Origin of the sequence: Tardiphaga alba (genome assembly GCF_018279705.1) — a bacterium.
In the GTDB taxonomy this organism is placed as follows: Bacteria; Pseudomonadota; Alphaproteobacteria; order Rhizobiales; family Xanthobacteraceae; genus Tardiphaga; species Tardiphaga alba.
Map to the genome: position 1 here is coordinate 1,580,105 of NZ_CP036498.1, position 18,739 is coordinate 1,598,843.

Sequence of the window (18,739 nt, forward strand, 5' to 3'; positions counted from 1 at the left end):
CGGTCAAAGCCTGCGCTGGGAAACAGGATGGGTCATCCAGCAGGTACGCCAGACACATGAATTTCGAACTGAACGAAGAGCAGCAGGCATTTGCGGACTCGGTGCGACGTTTCGCCGAGGCGAATCTGAAGGCCGGTGCGCTGGAGCGCGCGCATGACCCGCATTTCCCGCGCGACGTCGCGCAGATGATGGGCAAGCAGGGCCTGATGGGCATCGCCTTCGATCCCGAACACGGCGGCCAGGGTGGCACGCTGTTCGACTCTGTGATCGCCATCGAGCAGATTGCATCTGTCTGTCCGCGCAGCGCCGACGTGATCCAGGCTGGCAATTTCGGCCCGATCCGCACCTTCGTCGAATATGCGACGCCGGAGCAGAAGGAGCGCTGGCTGCCCGATCTGCTCGCCGGCAATATCTGCATCAGTCTCGGCATGAGCGAGCCGGATGCGGGCTCGGCCGTGACGGAGCTGAAGACCTCCGCGACTGAAGACGGCGACGGCTATCTCATCAATGGCAGCAAGGTGTTCGGCACGCACAGTCCGGACGCCGCGATCTATCTCGTCTATGTCCGCTTCGGGCCCGGCGTGAACGGCATCGGCTCGGTCATCATCGAGCGTGACACGCCCGGCTTCACCATCGGCAAGCCCACGCCCTTCATGAGCGGTGAGCAGTGGAGCCAGCTCTATTTCGAGAACTGCCGTATTCCGAAAGCTAATGTGTTGCTCGGCCCTGGTGGCTTCAAGAAGCAGATTTCCGGCTTCAATGTGGAGCGTCTCGGCAATTCGTCGCGCGCCTTGGCGCTTGGTCGCTACGCCTTCAATCTCGCCCGCGACCATGCGGCGATCCGCAAGCAGTTCGGTCGTCCGCTGTGCGAGTTCCAGGGACTGCAGTGGAAGTTCGCCGACATGGCGCTGAAGCTCGAGTCGGCGCAGATGCTGCTCTATCGCGCCGCCAGCGTCACCGAAGGCCTGCCGTCGCCATATCAGACGGCGCTCGCCAAGCTCGCCTGCAACCAGGCCGGGTTCGATGCGGCCAATGAAGCGGTGCAGATCATGGGCGGCCTCGGCTACAGCCAGGAAGCGCTGGCAGAATACTGCATGCGCCGCACCCGCGGCTGGATGATCGCGGGCGGCTCCATCGAAATCCTCAAGAACCGGATCGCCGAAGACGTGTTCGACCGCCGGTTCGATCAGCGGGGCGCCCGTGCGAGCTGAGACGACAAGACCATCGCTCCGGCAGGCGTTGCTCGCTCCGCGCAGCATCGCGCTTGTCGGCGCGTCCGACGATGTGACCAAGACCTCGGCGCGGCCGCTGCAATATCTGCGGCGCGCCGGCTATGAGGGCACGATCTATCCGATCAATCCGCGCCGGCCGACGGTGCTGGGCGAAAAGGCATGGCCGTCGCTCGCCGATCTGCCCGAGGTGCCGGACCACGCCTTCATCCTGGCGCCGACAGAAGGCGCCGTGGAAGCCGCTGCCGAATGCGCGCGGCTCGGTGTGGCTGTCGCCACCATTCTCGCATCCGGCTTTGCGGAAGGCGGCGATGACGGCCAGAAGCTGGTCGCGCAGCTGCAAAAGATTTGCGCCGAGACCGGCCTGCGCATTCTGGGGCCGTCGAGCCTCGGTGCCATCAATCTCCATCACAAGACGATCATCACGGCCAATGCCGCTTTTGCCGAGCCGGATCTGCCGCGCGGCGGCATCTTCGTGGCCTCGCATAGCGGCAGCCTGCTCGGCGGTCTGATCTCGCGCGGCAAGGCGCGCAATATCGGCTTCGCCGGCCTCGTCTCCGTCGGCAACGAGATCGATCTCAGTCTGGGCGAAATCTGCTCGGCGACGCTCGATGATCCCGCCGTCACCGGCTACATGCTGTTCCTCGAAAGCATCCGGCACGCGCAGGACCTGCGGAGCTTTGCGCTGGCCGCTGCCGAGCGCGGCAAGCCTGTGGTTGCCTATAAGCTCGGTCGCTCGGCCGCGGCCGCGGAGCTCGCGCTGTCGCATACGGGCGCGCTGGCCGGCGAAGACGATGTGGCTGCGGCTTTTCTCGCCGATTGCGGCATCGCGCGCGTATTCAATTTTGAAACGCTGCTCGAAGCGCTGCCGCTGCTGCAGCGTCTGCCGGCCCGTCCGGCGGCGGCGCGCAGCAAGCGCGTCGGCGTGGTCACCACCACCGGCGGCGGTGCCGCCATGGTGGTCGACGAACTCTCCATGCGCGGCATCGATGTGGTGAAGCCGAGTGATGAGACCTACGCAAAGCTTACGGCTGCTGGCGTCAAGGTCAATCACGAGCGCATCACCGATCTCACGCTTGCCGGCACGCGCTATGACGTGATGAAGGCCGCGCTCGACACCATGTTATCGGCGCCGGAATTCGATGTGGTGGTGGCCGTCGTAGGCTCGTCCGCGCGCTTCCAGCCAGAGCTGGCGGTGAAGCCGGTGATCGACAGCGCGGCATCGGCGAAGCCGCTGGTGACCTTCCTGGTGCCGGATGCGCCGCAGGCGCTCAACCTGCTGGCGGAAGCTGGCGTGCCAAATTTCCGCACGCCGGAGTCCTGTGCCGATGCCGTCAGCGCTGCGTTGCTTCGCCGCAAGGCGACTGCGCTGGCCAAGCCGCTACATGACATTATGGCGAAGCCGACGACGCAGCTCGACGAGATCGCGGCTTACGCGCTGATGAACAAGGTCGGCGTGCCGCACGCGCCGGCCGTTGCCGTCGATATCAATGCTGCATCGATCAAGCTGCCATTCGCCTATCCTGTTGCAGTGAAGCTGTTGTCAGCGGAGATCGCGCACAAGACGGAAGTCGGCGGCGTCGTGCTCAATGTCGGCAGTGAGGCTGAGCTGAAAGCTGCGATGGCAAAAATCCTTGCCAGCCTAAAAACGCATCGGTCCGACGCACACGTGTCGCAAGTGCTGGTGCAGCCGATGACATCGGGTCTCGGCGAGATGTTGCTCGGTTATCGCGTCGATCCGGAAGCGGGGCCGTTGGTGCTGCTGGCGGCCGGTGGCATTTATACCGAGATCTATCGCGATCGCAGTATCCGTCTGGCGCCCGTCGATCTCGATACAGCGAAAGCCATGATCGCGGAACTGTCGATCAGCCGCGTGTTTCAGGGCTTCCGCAACAAGCCTCATGGCGATATGGACGCTTTGGCGCAGGCGATTGTCGCGATGTCGCAGCTTGCGCTGGATAACAATACGGTCGTGGTGGATGCCGAGATCAATCCGCTGATCATCAACCGGGTGGGCGAGGGCGTGGTCGCCGTCGATGCGCTGGTCGCGCTCGCCTGAAGGGAGGACACATGATTGAAGACCTGAAAAACAAGGTCAATGGCGACGAGATGCTGGTGAAGCGCGGTCGGTTTCTCTCGACCTCGTTTCTGCTCGAAGTCGGATCGACCACCTGGCTGATCGGCATCAATGAGGGACAGATCGTCTCGATCACCAAGGGCCCGTTCGTCATGCCATCCTGGTCCTTCGCGCTGCGTGCATCGGAAGACGAGTGGAGCAAGTTCTGGAGCGCAAAGCCGCAACCGGGCTCGCATGACCTGATGGCGCTGATCAAGCGCCGGGTGCTGAAGGCCGAGGGCAATCTGCACGTCTTCATGGCCAATCTGCGCTACTTCAAGGAAGCGCTGGTGAAACTGCGCGCAGGAGCCGCCGCATGACCGCTCGTTTCGAATCCACCATCGGTCGCTATCTGCATCTCGATCTGTTCGGCCGCAAGCATCGCATCTATGTGGAGGAAGCAGGCCAAGGCACGCCGCTGCTTTGCTTGCACACTGCCGGCGCCGATGGTCGCCAATATCGCGCATTGATGAATGACGAGCGCGTCACCGCAGGGCATCGCGTCATCGCCTTCGACATGCCGTGGCACGGCAAGTCGTCGCCGCCGGCCGGCTGGCACAATGAAGAATACCAGCTCACTTCGGCGCAATATACCGAGATGATCCTCGCGGTCTCCGAGGCGCTCGAACTCGACAAACCTATCGTCATGGGCTGCTCGATCGGCGGCCGCATCGTGCTGCATCTGGCGCTCGAACATCCCGAGCATTTCCGCGCGATCATCGGCCTGCAGGCCGGCGCGCATGTGGATCCCTATTACGATCTCAACTTCCTGCATCGCCCGGATGTGCATGGCGGTGAAGTCTGCGCGGCGATCGTCTCCGGCCTCGTCGGCCCGGACGCCCCCGATGCTGATCGCTGGGAAACGCTATGGCACTACATGCAGGGCGGTCCCGGCGTGTTCAAGGGCGACCTGTATTTCTACAAGATCGACGGCGATATCCGTGCACGTGTGGCGCAGATCGATACGTCGAAGTGCCCGCTATTCCTGCTATCCGGCGAATACGACTACTCGTGCACGCCGGAAGAGACGATGGCCGTCGCCAACAGCGTCAAGGGTAGTCACGTCACCATCATGAAAGGCCTCGGTCATTTCCCGATGAGCGAGGATCCCGAGAAGTTCCTGAGCTACCTGCTGCCGGTGCTGCAAGACATCAAGTGAAGCAAGCCTAAGAAAACATTGAAGAGGGGAAAACGCGTGAAGATCAACAAGCTGCTCGTGACAGCCGCCATGCTGTCATTCGTCACCTCTGCCTCGGCGGATATTTCCAACGGCACCGTCAAGATCGGCGTGCTGACCGACATGTCCGGGCCCTATGCTGACAATGTCGGTGCCGGCTCGGTTCTCGCTGCGAAAATGGCCGTGGAGGATTTTGGCGGCAAGGTTGCCGGCATGCCTGTCGAGGTAATCTCGGCCGACCACCAGAACAAGGCGGATATCGGCCTCGCGCTGGCACGCAAGTGGTACGACACCGAGGGGGTCGACACGATCACCGAAGTGGTGTCGTCCGGCGTTGCGCTAGCCGTACAGCAGCTGTCGCGCGAGAAGGATAAGGTGTTGCTCGCCACCGGTCCCGGCACGCCGGAGCTGACCGGCAAGTCCTGTTCGCCGAATGGCGTGCACTGGGCCTATGACAACTACGCGCTTGCCAATGTGGCGACCGCGCCGCTGGTGCAGAAGGGCCTCAAGAACTGGTACTTCCTGACCGCGGATTACAGCTTCGGCCTCGCACTGGAGTCGGAAGCGTCCAAGGTCGTTCTCGCCAATGGCGGCAAGGTGCTTGGCTCGTCCAAGCATCCGCTGAATTCGTCGGACTTCTCGTCCTTCCTGTTGCAGGCGCAGGCCTCCAAGGCGCAGGTCGTGGGCCTCGCCAATGCCGGTTCGGACATGATGACGGCGCTGAAGCAGGCCAATGAGTTCGGGTTGACCTCGGGCGGTCAGAGCATGGCGGCGTTGCTGGTCAATCTGCCGGACATCCATGCGCTTGGCCTCGCCAGCGCCAAGGACCTGATCTTTGCCGACAGCTTCTATTGGGATGCCAATGACAAGACCCGCGCCTGGAGCAAGCGCTTCATGGAGCGCTTCAACGGCAAGGCGCCGGGCAGCTTGCAGGTCGCCGTCTATGGCGCGGTGACGCACTATCTGAAGGCGATCGAGGCGAATAAGACGGCTTCCGGTGCGGCGATCGTGCAACAGATGAAGAAGATGCCGATCAATGATTTCTACACGACCAATGCGTCGATCCGCGAAGACGGCCGTGTGATCCGTGACATGTATCTGCTGCAGGTCAAGGAGCCCAAGGATTCCAAGTATCCGTGGGATTACTACAAGATCCTGGACACGATTCCCGGTGACAAGGCGTTCCGCCCGCTCAAGGACGGCAACTGCCCGCTGGTCAGCGCGGCCAAGTAAGAGCCGAGCGCCAATAAACTTGCCCCCAACTTACGGGCACGGCGTCGCCGTGCCCGTTTTGCTTCCAGAGGATCACGGATGATCGAATATCCCGCGTTGAAGCTCTTCATCGATGGCACGTGGCGCAGCGGCGAGGGCCGAGCCGGCGAAACGGTGCTCAATCCATCGACCGGGGGCGCGCTCGGTGAATTACCGCATGCGAGTGCTGCGGATCTCGATGAGGCGCTGCCGTCATCCGCTCGTGGCTTCGAGCAATGGCGCAAGATGTCGGCGATGGAGCGCGGGGCGATCCTGCAGCGCGCTGCGGCGCTGATCATGGAGCGCAAGGAAGCAATCGCCAGCCTCATCACGCTGGAACTCGGCAAGCCCATTGCGGAGTCCCGCGCCGAGGTCGATACGGCGGCCGGCATCGTTGTGTGGAATGCGGAAGAGGGGCGTCGCGCCTATGGCCGCGTGATCCCGTCGCGCAACCGTGGCATTCAGCAGGTCGCGATCCGCGAGCCGCTTGGTCCGATCGCAGCCTTCGCGCCATGGAATGCGCCCGCCATCACACCGGCGCGAAAAATTTCGAGCGCGCTGGCCGCAGGCTGCTCTGTCATCATCAAGCCGGCGGAGGAGACGCCGGCAACCGCACTGGCCATCGCCGCAGCGCTGGTGGATGCGGGATTGCCTGCAGGTGTGTTGAATGTCGTGTTCGGCAATCCTGCGCTGATCTCGAAAAAGCTACTGAGCTCACCGATCACGCGCGGTCTGACCTTCACCGGCTCCACGGAAATCGGCAAGCAGCTCGGCGCGCTTGCCGTGCAAACCATGAAGAAGATGACGCTGGAACTCGGCGGGCATGCGCCCGTGCTGATTTTTGGCGATGTCGATCCGGAAGCGGCGGCAATCTCGGCGGTGACGGCGAAATTCCGCAACTCCGGTCAGGTCTGCACCTCGCCGACGCGCTTCTTCGTGCATGAATCGATCCATGATCGCTTTGCCGCGAAACTTTCTGAACTCGCCAACGCAATCACGGTGGGCGATGGCTTTGCCGCAACAACCAAGATGGGTCCGCTGGCGCATGCGCGCCGCATCGATTCCATCGAGCGTTTCGTCGAGGATGCGCGGGCGCGCAAGATCGCAGTATCAGCAGGCGGCGAGCGCTGCGGCAATCAGGGCTTCTTCTATCGCCCGACAGTGCTCTCGCATGTCGATGATGACTGCATGGCTTCGAATGTTGAACCGTTCGGTCCGCTGGCGGCCACGGCACCGTTCCGAACCATGGATGACGCTATTCGCCTCGCCAACCGTCTGCCGTTTGGCTTGGCGTCCTATGTGATGACGCATGATATGCGTAACGCCGCGGCGATGACCGAGGCGATCCAGAGTGGAAATGTCATCGTCAATCACTGGCAAGCCTCGCTGCCCGAGACACCGTTCGGTGGTTACAAGGACTCAGGCGTCGGCTCTGAAGGTGGCATCGAGGGACTACAGGAATTCCAGACCATCAAATATGTCAGCCAGTTCGCTGGCTGACGCATGCGATCCAGAAATCGACGGAACGCTGTGGAGACGTGTTCGTGAAGAATTTATATCAACACGTTGACACGTTTCGAGCGGCGTCCTAGTCTGTTTGCACAGAAGCAAGATTTAAGACTGTCTGTAAGATGGTCATCTTGCACGTCTATACTTTGCTTTGGCCTCCTTACAGATCAAAATTCTGGGGAGGAAAGCAATGCAATCAACGACATTAAGACTACGTGGTGTGGACGACATCCTGTCGTTCACGGACTCGCGCACCGGCATCAACGGCCGTGCCGGTGTGATCTGGTGGCTCGCGCTCGGTGGGCTTTTTCTCGACGCCTTCGCCAATTCCGCGCTGAGCGCAGGGCTCGGCCCGATGACGCGCAATCTGCAGCTGACGGCGGGGCAGGTCGCGCTGCTGACGTCATTCGCGTCCTGGGTCGCGATCGCATTCAATCCCATCGGCGGCTGGATGGCAGATCGCTGGGGCCGCGTGGCGCCTCTGGTCACTGCAAAGGTGCTGGCGATCATCGGCGCGGTTTTGGTGATCTTTGCATCGAATTTCGAGACCATCATTGTCGGCCGCTTCTTTGTCGGTGCCGCCTATGGCATCGATTTCGCGATTGCCATGGCCGTGCTTGCAGAGTTCACGCCGTCGCGCTTCAAGAGCCGCCTCAATACCTGGCAGGGCATGTGGTACACCGCCGTGTGTACGAACTTGCTGCTCGCACTGCTGTTCTTCTCATGGGATGTGGGCGACACGATCTGGCGCTATTCGGTCGCGGCAACCGCTGTTTTCGCCGTGGCCATCCTGATCCTGCAATATTCGCTGCTGGTGGAAAGCCCGATCTGGCTCGCACGCAAGGAGCGTCTCGATGAAGCCGCCGTGGCGATGACCCGTATCTATGGTCAGAGCTTCGTTGCGGCACCACCAGAAGACCGTATCCCGGTCCTCAACCAGGCCCGCCGCGGCGTTGCAAACCTGTTGCTGATCTTCCGTGGCGTCTATCTGCCGCGCACGATCCTTGCGGCGACCGTCCAGATTGGACAATCTATTCAGTACTTCGCGGTGGGATGGTATCTGCCACTGATCAGCGCGGCGCTGTTCGGCAAGGACTTCGTCTATGCAACGCTGGGTGCATTGATGTTCAACGTGTTCGGTATCTTCGGCGGCTTCCTGTCCCCGACCATCGGGCGCGTGTTCGGCCTGCGCATCGCGTCGGCGGTAGGCTTCGCTGCGGTGTTCTTGATGCTGCTGATCCTCGGTCTGTTCAGCGACAAGATGCCGATCTGGCTGGCAGCGATCGTGCCTTCGCTGTTCATCCTGTTCCACTCCGGCGGTCCCGGCGCCAACGGCAAGAGCCTGTCGTCACTGTCGTTCCGCAGTGAACTGCGGGCTGGCGCCAATGGTGTCATCGGCGCCATGGGATCGATCGGTGCCGCGCTCGGCCTGCTGGTCTTCCCGTTGTTCCGTGAATGGTATGGCCTCAACCACACCTTCCTGATCCTGTCCGCCGTTCCCTTGATTGCGAGCATCATCTGCTTCTCGATCAAGTGGGATCCGACCCGGACAACGATCAATCCGGACAACGAGGTCGGCGCGCCGCAATTCGCGGATGACAAGCCTTACGTCGGCACGACGCTGCAGACATCGAAGCCGTGATGACCAGTCAGCTCAAAGACGTCATCCTGACCATCGACGAGGGAACGTCCGGCACCCGTGCCGCGACGGTCTCCGCCGATGGCGATGTATCCTGCCTCGAATATCTGCCACTTGAGGTCGATACGCCGCGGCCGGGCGTGGTGGAGCAGGACGCGAACGCCATCCTCGATAAGACCGTGGCGGCCTGTCGTGCAACCATCGCACAGGCGTCCCAGGCTGGACTGAGGATTGTCGCAATGGCGATTGCAACACAGCGGGCGACCGCTGTGTTGTGGGACAAAAACACCGGGCGGGCACTCGTGCCCGCCATGGTCTGGCAAGACACGCGTTATGTCGGCGAACTCAACAAGCTGGCGCCCGTCTGGGATTCCATCCTGGCCAAACAGGTCGGGCGGGCAGGCGGCGTCCGCTCGCCCTATCTCTGGGCGGCACGACATATCCGCGAAACGGCGGAGGTGGCGCAAGCTTTCGCCGAAAAGCGTTTGGGTTTCGGGACGATCGATACCTGGCTGCTGTGGCATCTGACGCTTGACCGCGTCTACGTGACGACGCCGACCAATGCGACATCGGCCGGCGCCTATATTCTCGCCGAGCATCGCTATCAACGTGACTGGCTCGATGCACTGGCATTTCCGCAAGAGCTGCTGCCCGAGCTGCGATCGGATGCGGACGATCTTGGGCGCACAAATGCTGACGTGCTCGGGATCGACGTTCCGATCCTGGCGAGCATGGGCGATCAGCATGCCGGAGCCATCGGCCTGGGATGCCTCGATCGCGGGCAGGCCATGTGCATCCACGGCACCGGCAGTTTCGTGGATCTGATCATCGGATCGGAGCAGCCAGCCAAGGCTGGCTTGTTCGCCGGCACCACCACGATGGTGGCTCGTCGCCGCAACAATCAATCGCAATTCGCCGTTGAGACATTCGCAGCCACAACGGGCTCTGCGCTCGATTGGGTCTGCGAAAAGCTGCACTGGTTCGGCAATGCGACCGAGATCAGCCGGTTGGCTGCCGAGGTCCAGTCATCAGGCGGCGTTACCTTCATTCCGGCTCTGACCGGTTTGCGGACGCCGGACATGCAGCCGAATGCCCGCGCGTCGTTGACCGGAATTTCGATGGCATCGACCCGGCCGGAAGTCGCCTATGCCATTCTTGAAGGGATCGCGCATTCGGTGGCGAGCTGCCTCGAATCCGACCGAGATGTCTCGGGAGTCGATATCGCGGAGCTAATCGTCGGTGGCGGGCTGTCCGCAAGCGATCCGCTGTTGCAGATGCAGGCCGATTTGATCGGCGTTCCGATCCGCCGCAAGCCGAATACCGCCCGCGCGACGTTACGGGGAGCGGCCTATCTGGCCGGATCCCGCGGACTGTTCTGGGATGACATTCCGCGCAGCACGGCATTCGCTGCAGAAGAGCAGGTCTTTGAACCGAAGATGCAAGCCGACATGCGCAATGAGCGTCGTGCCCTCTGGCATGCGCGCATCAAATCCGAGCTCGATCACGCCAACGTGTTCGCAGCGCACGAGACGGACCGATAGATGATCAACTTTCTACCTTCGCTGAAGCCCAACCGCGAAAGCGCCGATATGACCGGCGTGGCGCCTGTTGGATTTGTTCGCAGCGAACATCTGGCACGGCTGGCGAGTGATCGCTTCGATATCCTGATCATCGGAGGCGGTGTGACCGGCGCCTATGCGGCGCTCGATGCGAGCCTGCGTGGTTTTCGCGTGGCGCTTGTCGAGAAGGATGACTTTGCGTCGGGAACGTCGTCGAAGTCATCGAAGATGGTGCATGGCGGCCTGCGTTATATCGAGCAGGGTAATCTCGGTCTGGTGCGCCACTCGCTGTTGGAGCGTCAGCGGCTGCGCCGCAATGCCCGGCATCTGGTGCAGCGCTTGCCCTTCCTGTTTCCGATTCTCGAAAAGGATGGTGTCTTCGACAAACGCCTCGCGAAGGCGTTTGAAAGCTTGCTCTGGACTTACGACCTCGCAGGCGGTTGGCGCGAAGGTATCCTGCATCAGCGGCTCAGCAAGGCTGAGGTTCTGTCGCATTGCCCGACCTTCAAGGACGACAATCTTATCGGCGGCTTGATGTATTTTGACGCGCGTGTCGATGATGCGCGGCTCACCTTGAATCTTGCGCGCACGGCTGCCTATCACGGCGCGGCGATCACCAATCACACCAAGGCTGTTGAGATCACCCGCAACAATCATGGCAAGGTGACGGGGGCGGTCGTCCAGGCCGATGGTCGGGAGATCACCGTCAATGCCACGGCTGTGGTGATGGCCACGGGTGTCTGGTTGCGTGACTGGAGCGGCATCAAGAAAGGTGCGGAGCGCAAGCTAGAGATACGCCCGGCCAAGGGGGTCCATGTTGCGATCCCCTGGTTGAAGATCCGCAATGACTGCACCGTGACGATTCCCGTGCCCGGCCGCAGTCGCCGCGCAACGATCACGCGGTGGGGCAATGTGTCTTATCTCGGCACGACCGACGAGGACTACCAGGGCGATCTCGACGACGTGCATTGTACGCGCGAGGAGCTCGACTTCCTGCTGGAGGGGCCCGCTCGGCGTTGAAGACGGATCTTCGTCCTGAAGATGCTGTCGGCAGTATTGCCGGGTGCCGGCCGCTGGTGGCGCCGCCCGGTGGCAAGACGCTCGAGGTCAAGCGCAACCACAAGATCGACATTGCGGATGACGGACTGATCACCATTGTCGGCGGCAAGCTAACGACATCGCGGCACATGGCTGAACAGACCGTCGATGCCGCACAGAAGGTGATCGGGAAGAGCGGTAGGTGCCAGACCAAGAAAGCCTATCTGCTGGGCGCCGCCGGTTACGATGCGCAGGCGATCATCGCAACCGGGGGCATGCAGGCGCATCTCGGCGAACGCTACGGCACCGAAGCGTGTTTCGTCAGCGATATCCTGCAGGCCGATCCGGCGTCGGCTGCCCCCATCGTCCAAGGCCTACCGCATAGCGAGGCCGAGGTGATCTATGCGGTTCGCCATGAAATGGCGGCCACGGTCGACGACGTGCTGTCCCGGCGCATGCGCGCGCGCATGAATGCGCGCGATGCATCCGCACATTCCGCGGCGCGCGTCGGCCAGATATTGCAGTCCGAGCTTGGGCTGTCCGAACAGATCATTGCGCAGCAGGTGGCTGACTACACCGCCAGTGTCGCGCGCGAAAAATCCATTCTTCTGGGAGAGTAAGAAAATGCTGAGCAAAGATGCCGTTCGTCGTGGCTATAATCGTGGCCGATATGTTGTCGGCGCACACACGCCGCCGGCCTATGTTGCGCGTGTCAAAGAGACGTCCGCGACGCCTGGTCTGCAGCGCGATCCCATCACCGTCGGGGCCGATATCATCGCATCGCTTCGCAAGGTCACCGATCACGTGATGACCGAGACGGCCGACGTCGTTGCCTGGACCCGCGACTGGTGGGCGGGATCGATGATGACGGAGACCGCGGGCAAGCCGGCGACGCCAAATGCAGTGGTGGTTCGCGTGTCGTCGGTCGCGCAGGTGCAGGAAGTCATGCGCATCGCCAATGCCGCGACGATCCCGGTCACGGTCTCGGCCGGGCGCAGCAATGTGACCGGCGCCGCCTTGCCGGTTCGCGGTGGCATCGTGCTGGATCTGTGCGACCTCAACAAGCTCGTGGGCTTCGATGCAGAGAGCCAGATCGTCGAGGTCGAGGCTGGGATGTTCGGCGACGTCTTCGAGGAGACGATCCAGCGCGACTACAAGATGACCATGGGCCATTGGCCATCGTCCTTCGGCATCAGCACCGTGGGTGGCTGGGTCGCTTGCCGCGGTGCCGGGCAACTATCCACGCGCTACGGCAAGATCGAGGATATGGTATTCGGCATGGATGTGGTGCTGGCCGATGGCCGCCTCATTACTGTCGGCGGCTACTCGCGTGCGGCGGTCGGGCCGGATCTGTTGCAGTTGTTCATCGGCTCCGAGGGAACGCTGGGCGTCGTCGTGAAGATCCGCTTCAAGTTGCATCAGCTCCCCGACTATGGCCGCGCCATCGCTTACGGCTTCAAGACCTTTGCCATTGGTCTGGAGGCCTGCAGGCAGATCATGCAGCGGGGTGCCAATCCGGCGGCATTGCGGCTTTACGACGAGCTGGAAAGCGGCGTGCAGTTCGGAATGCCCAAGAGCAATGTTCTGCTGGTCGCTGATGAAGGGCCAAAAGAGATGGTCGATGCCGTGATGGCGATCAGCGAGAAAGCCTGTGCGGAGCTTGGAGACAGGCTGGAGAGCGATGCGATCCTGGAGCGTTGGCTCGACACCCGCTATCTCACAGGCAAGAGCGCGGAAGGTTTCACGCCGAGCCCGGGCTTTGTGGCGGACACGCTGGAAATGATCGGTCCGTGGCGCGACCTGCCTGCCATCTATGACGAGGTCGTGCAGGCCATCAATGCCGTGCCCGGCACTCTGGCAGGCTCTGCCCATCAGTCTCATGCCTATGTGGATGGCGCCTGTCTCTATTTCTCGCTGCGCGGTGAAGTGGAGGTCGAAAATCGTCAGAAATGGTATCGGCAGGCCTGGGATGCGGCGAATGCCGTCATCATCAAGTACAATGCGACATTGAGCCACCATCACGGCGTCGGACTTCTGCGTGCGCCCTATATGGCGGCCTCGCTGGATACGGCATTTCCGGTGCTCGAGAAGATCAAGGCGGCGCTCGATCCGAACAATATTCTGAATCCCGGAAAGCTGGGATTGAGTGACAAAGTCGGCGCATAACCTTAGATAGAGGTCATGGACAAAACCTTGGCCCTGCGCCTCACACGGCACCCTGTGATCGCCACGCTTTATGGCCCTGAGCTCGTCGAGGAATTCCTCGGCGGCGAGGCGGAAATCGCGATCGTCGCGAATTTCGAGTTGCGGAAGCTCGGTGCGGTCATCAAGTCGCTTGTCGATGCTAACAAGTATCCTGTTGTGAATATCGACAGCTGTGATGGCCTTTCGCAGGACAAGGGCGGTGTCGACTATCTCGTCGAGATCGGCGCCAAAGGCGTCGTCTCGACGCGTGTGGCGACCATTCAGCGCGCGAAGAAGTCCGGGCTTGTCGCCATCCAGAAGGTGTTCGTCACGGACCGTTCGAATTTCCCCAGAAGCGTGGCGGCGCTGGGGCAGAGCGAACCCAATCTGGTGCAGCTGATGCCGGCACCGATGCTGTCTTATGTCCCGGCACAGCACCGCAAGGCTATGCCGCCGATCATTGCATCGGGCTTCGTCTGCGACCGAAGTCACGTGCTCGATGCCATCAAGAACGGCGCCGTTGCGGTGTCCACGAGCGATCAAGGTCTCTGGCGGCTGAGCGGAAAATCACTCCGCGGCTAGTCTTCGCGAAGCGCTTCGCCGAGCTACGATCGCTTCAGTGACACATTCGCCGCGACGGCTGCCGCTGCGGTGCGGTTCTCGACACCAAGTTTGGCGTAGATCTGCTCGAGATGCTTATCGACCGTGCGTGGTGATAGCCCAAGAATCTGCGCGATATCGCGATTGCTCTTGCCCTTGCTCAGCCAGGACAAAACTTCGCCTTCACGGATGGTCAGGCCGAGCTCCTTGCTGAATTCGGACGGAATGGTCGCGGCATTGTCCTTGGCGAGGCGCAAGAGGAATTCGTCGGGGCCGGCTTTCCCCAGATAGTTCAGGCGCAGTAAGTCGTTGTCGGGAAACGGCACCGACGGCACCGGTTTGGCGCCAGGCTTCTGCATCTGTTCGAGCCATTGCAACATGACGGGCGGCAGCAAGGTCGTGTCGTCAATGCCTGCGATCAGGTGATCGTTCAACAGTTTTTGCGCCTGTGGTGTCGTCCACACGATCTCGCCGCGCTTGTTGACCGCGAGCAGGAACCGGCCGGAAACATCCAGCGCGGCGCGCGCGCTTTGCGTCAGGCGGGCATTGGCGAGATGAACGCGGATGCGCGCCAGCATTTCCTCGATGACGATCGGCTTGGTGACATAGTCGACGCCGCCAGCTTCCAGGCCACGCACGATATGTGCGGTCTCGCTAAGGCCGGTCATGAAGATTACCGGGACATCAGCGAGGCCGGTGTCGCGCTTGAGACGACGGCAGGTCTCGAAACCATCGATGCCGGGCATGACCGCATCGAGCAGCACGATGTCTGGTGTGATCTGCTCGACGATGCGCATGGCGCCGGCACCGTCGAGCGCGACCATCACGGTCATGCCAACGTTGTCGAGAGCATCGGTGAGGAGACGCAGCGTCTCCGGGCTGTCGTCCACGACCAGTGCGACGTCGCGTTTCTTGATGTCAGCTGTCATGTGCCTGCAACGTCTTCAAGGTGGTCATGTATTGGTCGAGATCGAAGCGGTCGATCAACATGCGCATCTGCGTGACGAAGGCGGCATGTTCGGGATGTTCCGCGCCGACTGCGTCGAGTTTCATCTGGATGGCGCGAATGTGCCCCATCGTGCCGAGCCGGATCAGCTCTTCGATATGCCGTCCTGGCGGCGGCGCATCATTGGAGGCCCATTGTGACACGGGTACAGTGTCATCGCGGTCGTAGCGCCAGTCGATCTTGAGCAGCTGGCCGATCATCTCGAGCAGGCGCGGCAGTTCGATCGGCTTCATCAGGTAGCCATCATGAAATGGCTGCGCGAGCGGAGCGCCGTGGGCTTCCAGCGCGCTGGCGGAGACCATTAGGATGCGCGCCTGATGGTGGCCGGCACCGCGTAATGTCTCGGCAACGGTCCAGCCATCCATGCCGGCCATGGAAATGTCGAGCAGGAACAGATCAGGCCGGCAATGCTGGGCAAGGCTGAGGCAAGCGGGTCCATCGGGCGCGCTGAGCAAAATGAAGCCAAGCGGCGCCAGCACTTGCCGCAGCAAGTCGCGCTGGGTCGGATCGTCGTCGGTGACAAGGATCGTCTTGCGCGGGCCGTGATAGCCGAGGATCGGCGCGTCGATCGGTGCCGTGCGGGTCGGGTTATTCACTTCGGACAGCAACATCTTGACGCGGAAAGTCGCGCCATGTCCGACCTCGCTGGTGACGCGAATGTCACCACCCATCACACCTGCGAGCAGTTTCGAGATCGTGAGGCCGAGACCAGTGCCGCTATGCGGTTGGGCTGCGCCCAGTGCGCCGCGTTCGAACGGGGCGAAGATCAGTTCGAGATCATCAGGACGGATACCGGGGCCGGTGTCGATGATCTCGAATTCGGCAACCGGGCTGCGATAGTGAATGACGAAAGTGACACTGCCCTCCTGCGTAAACTTGATGGCATTGGAGAGCAGATTGATAAGGATCTGCCGCAACCGCTTTTCATCGGCATAGACGACGGCGGGGAGCACCGGTGGACGGCGGAAGACGAACTCGATGCCCTTGGCCGCGGCTTGCAGGCGGAACATGCCGACGAGCTGATCGAGGAAGTCGGTGAGCCGCACCTCGTCGCGCGACAGATAGAGACGCCCGGCCTCGATCTTGGAGATGTCAAGGATGCCGTCGATAAGGCCTGAGAGATGATCGGCGCTGCGCTTGACGACGCGGACCTGCTCGCGGGGGCGCGTGTCCAGGCTGTCATCCTGTTCGAGCAATTGCGCATAGCCCGATATGGCATTGAGCGGAGAGCGGAGTTCATGGCTGAGGCCGACCACATAGCGGCTCTTGGCGAGATTGGCGGACTCCGCGACTTCTTTCGCGCGCTGCAACTCGGCATCGGTGCGCTTATGAGCGTCGATCTCCTGCATGAGAAGAGTCGTCTGCCGCTTGGTCTCAGCCTCTGCGGCACGGCGGCTCTGCTTGGCGAGCACGAACAGCCATGCAATGACGCCGATGATGATAGCGAGGGCAAAAAACACCTTCCACAGCACTTCGGAGACTGTCGAGCTGTCATCCGGCGAGGTGGCCGATGTCTGCAGATAGATCAGCGCCAGCGTGAGGCCGACCAGGCCGGCGGCCATGGCGAACACGCCGAGATAATGCCCGAGTTGCGAGTTGAGGCGTGCGAGGAGAGGCTCCGGCAGCAGCTTTCCGACGGTCGTCGAGAGCTGCGCATCGATGCGCGCATGTGGCTTGCAAAGATCATGACAGCGCGCGTCGAGCGAACAGCACAATGAGCAGATCGGCCCGGCATAAGCGGGGCAGTGCGCCATGTCTTCAAGTTCGAATGTGTGTTCGCAGATACAGCACTGGATGGATGCTGCGTTCTGCCAGGCGCGTTTCGGCTTTCGTGCGATATAGTATTTTCCTGATGTCGCGAAGGCGATGATGGGGGCGGTGACGAGAGCCGTGACGAGCGCAACGAAGGGCGACAGCGCCTTGGCGGTCGGGCCGAACAGGCCGTAGAACGCGCTGACCGACATCACCGTGGCAGCCAGCATGGCGCCAACGCCGACCGGATTGATGTCGTAGAGATGCGCGCGCTTGAACTCCATATGTCGGGGCCGCAGCCCGAGTGGCTTGTTGATGGTGAGATCCGCAACCAGTGCCCCAACCCAGGCGATGGCGACATTGGAATACAGCGCCAGCGTCTGCTCCAGCGCCTTGTAGACGCCGATCTCCATCAACAGCAGCGCCACCAGCACATTGAACACCAGCCAGACCACGCGGCCGGGATGGCTATGCGTCAGGCGCGAGAAGAAGTTCGACCAGGCGATAGAGCCGGCATAGGCATTGGTGACGTTGATCTTGAGCTGCGACAGGATCACGAAAGCGCCGGTCAGCGCCAGCGCGAGATCGGGATGCGACAGCACGTAGCGGAACGCTTCCAGATACATGTAAGCGGGTTCGGCCGCGTGTTCCGTGGACACGCCATGCGTGAGCGCAAAATAAGCGAGGAATGAGCCGGCAAACAGCTTGATCGCGCCGACCACGATCCAGCCGGGGCCGGCGCAGATCATCGCAATCCACCACGATACTCTGGTGCGGCCATGCTCACGCGGCAGGAAGCGCAGGAAGTCCACCTGTTCGCCGATCTGCGCCACCAGCGAGAACATCACCGAGGCCGCTGTGCCGAACAGCAGCAGATCGATATGGCCGGCGGGACTGCCGTGATCGCCAGGGAACTTGATCCAGTCGGCAAAACTGTCACGGCTCGCATAGGCAATGGCGACGAAGGGCAGCAGGTTGAGTACGACCCATACCGGCTGGGTCCAGAGCTGGAAGCGGCTGATGAGCGTGATGCCGTGGGTGACCAGCGGGATGATCACAACGGCCGAGATCAGATAGCCGATCGGGCGGGGAATGCCGAAGCACATCTCCAGCGCCACGGCCATGATCACGGCTTCGATGGCGAAGAAGATGAACGTGAAGGAAGCATAGATCAGCGACGTGATGGTTGAGCCGATATAGCCGAAACCTGCGCCGCGGGTGAGTAGATCGATGTCAATGCCGTACTTTGCGGCGTGATAGGCGATCGGCAGTCCGCAGCAGAAGATGATGACACTGACCACGAGGATGGCCGCAGCAGCATTGGTGACGCCATAATTGATCGTGATGGTGGCGCCGATAGCTTCCAGCGCGAGAAACGAGATGGCGCCGAGCGCCGTATTGGCCACGCGGGCGGATGACCAGCGGCGCGCGCTCTTCGCGGTGAAGCGGAGGGCGTAATCCTCAAGGGTCTGGTTGGCGACCCATTGATTATACTGGCGCCGAACACGGTCGATCCGCTGCCGCCCTGCCACCCCGTACTCCTGACCCTGCATCACCACGCATGTTTGCGTTCAGCAAAAACCTACGTCGGCATTTTGCGGTGCAGTATACGCAATCCCACGTATCCGGGTAGCGACGAAGTTCAGCAACACTTGCCTCACCAATAAGCGTTCCAAACC

Annotated in this window: 14 protein-coding genes; 12 read left to right on the top strand and 2 right to left on the bottom strand. The window is 61.7% G+C overall.

What is annotated here, in order from left to right; all coding sequences use genetic code 11:
* The first annotated feature begins 56 nt into the window (after positions 1–56).
* The 12 genes from RPMA_RS07475 to RPMA_RS07530 all read left to right on the top strand — a co-directional run bounded on the left by RPMA_RS07475 (position 57) and on the right by RPMA_RS07530 (position 14,284).
* Positions 57–1,211 carry an acyl-CoA dehydrogenase family protein gene (locus RPMA_RS07475; RefSeq protein WP_211912224.1) on the top strand — a complete coding sequence of 385 codons (1,155 nt, stop codon included), beginning with the start codon at positions 57–59 and terminating at the stop codon, positions 1,209–1,211.
* On the top strand, positions 1,201–3,288 hold the full coding sequence (locus tag RPMA_RS07480) for an acetate--CoA ligase family protein (RefSeq protein ID WP_211912225.1): 2,088 nt from the start codon (positions 1,201–1,203) through the stop codon (positions 3,286–3,288). Before RPMA_RS07475 ends, RPMA_RS07480 begins: the two co-directional genes overlap by 11 nt.
* Positions 3,289–3,299: 11 nt before the next feature.
* Complete coding sequence (locus tag RPMA_RS07485) at positions 3,300–3,665, top strand: hypothetical protein (protein WP_211912226.1); 366 nt, start codon at positions 3,300–3,302, stop codon at positions 3,663–3,665.
* Positions 3,662–4,504, top strand: coding sequence for an alpha/beta fold hydrolase (locus RPMA_RS07490; RefSeq protein WP_211912227.1), 843 nt, complete (start codon positions 3,662–3,664; stop codon positions 4,502–4,504). Before RPMA_RS07485 ends, RPMA_RS07490 begins: the two co-directional genes overlap by 4 nt.
* A 69-nt stretch (positions 4,505–4,573) precedes the next feature.
* Positions 4,574–5,755 carry an ABC transporter substrate-binding protein gene (locus tag RPMA_RS07495; RefSeq protein ID WP_211913529.1) on the top strand — a complete coding sequence of 394 codons (1,182 nt, stop codon included), beginning with the start codon at positions 4,574–4,576 and terminating at the stop codon, positions 5,753–5,755.
* 78 nt (positions 5,756–5,833) lie between these two features.
* A complete protein-coding gene (locus tag RPMA_RS07500) occupies positions 5,834–7,273 on the top strand; it encodes an NAD-dependent succinate-semialdehyde dehydrogenase (protein WP_211912228.1) in 1,440 nt (479 codons plus the stop codon).
* A 199-nt stretch (positions 7,274–7,472) separates the two neighbouring features.
* Positions 7,473–8,924 carry an MFS transporter gene (locus RPMA_RS07505; protein WP_211912229.1) on the top strand — a complete coding sequence of 484 codons (1,452 nt, stop codon included), beginning with the start codon at positions 7,473–7,475 and terminating at the stop codon, positions 8,922–8,924.
* The gene (locus RPMA_RS07510) at positions 8,924–10,462 is read left to right on the top strand and encodes an FGGY family carbohydrate kinase (RefSeq protein WP_211912230.1); all 1,539 of its coding nucleotides are present in this window, start codon (positions 8,924–8,926) and stop codon (positions 10,460–10,462) included. The genes RPMA_RS07505 and RPMA_RS07510 overlap by 1 nt, the downstream gene beginning before the upstream one ends.
* Positions 10,463–11,500, top strand: coding sequence for a glycerol-3-phosphate dehydrogenase/oxidase (locus RPMA_RS07515; RefSeq protein WP_211912231.1), 1,038 nt, complete (start codon positions 10,463–10,465; stop codon positions 11,498–11,500). It abuts the gene before it with no gap.
* A complete protein-coding gene (locus RPMA_RS07520) occupies positions 11,497–12,138 on the top strand; it encodes a glycerol-3-phosphate dehydrogenase C-terminal domain-containing protein (RefSeq protein ID WP_211912232.1) in 642 nt (213 codons plus the stop codon). The genes RPMA_RS07515 and RPMA_RS07520 overlap by 4 nt, the downstream gene beginning before the upstream one ends.
* 4 nt (positions 12,139–12,142) lie before the next feature.
* Entirely contained in the window at positions 12,143–13,684 is a 1,542-nt protein-coding gene (locus RPMA_RS07525; protein WP_211912233.1) for an FAD-binding oxidoreductase, read from the top strand.
* A gap of 15 nt (positions 13,685–13,699) precedes the next feature.
* Positions 13,700–14,284: a glycerol-3-phosphate responsive antiterminator gene (locus tag RPMA_RS07530; RefSeq protein WP_211912234.1), complete on the top strand. Its 585-nt coding sequence runs from the start codon at positions 13,700–13,702 to the stop codon at positions 14,282–14,284.
* 23 nt (positions 14,285–14,307) lie between these two features.
* Here RPMA_RS07530 and RPMA_RS07535 read toward each other — a convergent pair whose 3' ends face one another.
* Together RPMA_RS07535 and RPMA_RS07540 are read right to left on the bottom strand one after the other, a co-directional pair.
* Positions 14,308–15,231, bottom strand: coding sequence for a response regulator transcription factor (locus RPMA_RS07535; protein WP_211912235.1), 924 nt, complete (start codon positions 15,229–15,231; stop codon positions 14,308–14,310).
* The gene (locus tag RPMA_RS07540; RefSeq protein ID WP_211912236.1) at positions 15,221–18,592 is read right to left on the bottom strand and encodes a hybrid sensor histidine kinase/response regulator; all 3,372 of its coding nucleotides are present in this window, start codon (positions 18,590–18,592) and stop codon (positions 15,221–15,223) included. The genes RPMA_RS07535 and RPMA_RS07540 overlap by 11 nt, the downstream gene beginning before the upstream one ends.
* Between the last annotated feature and the right edge of the window lie 147 nt (positions 18,593–18,739).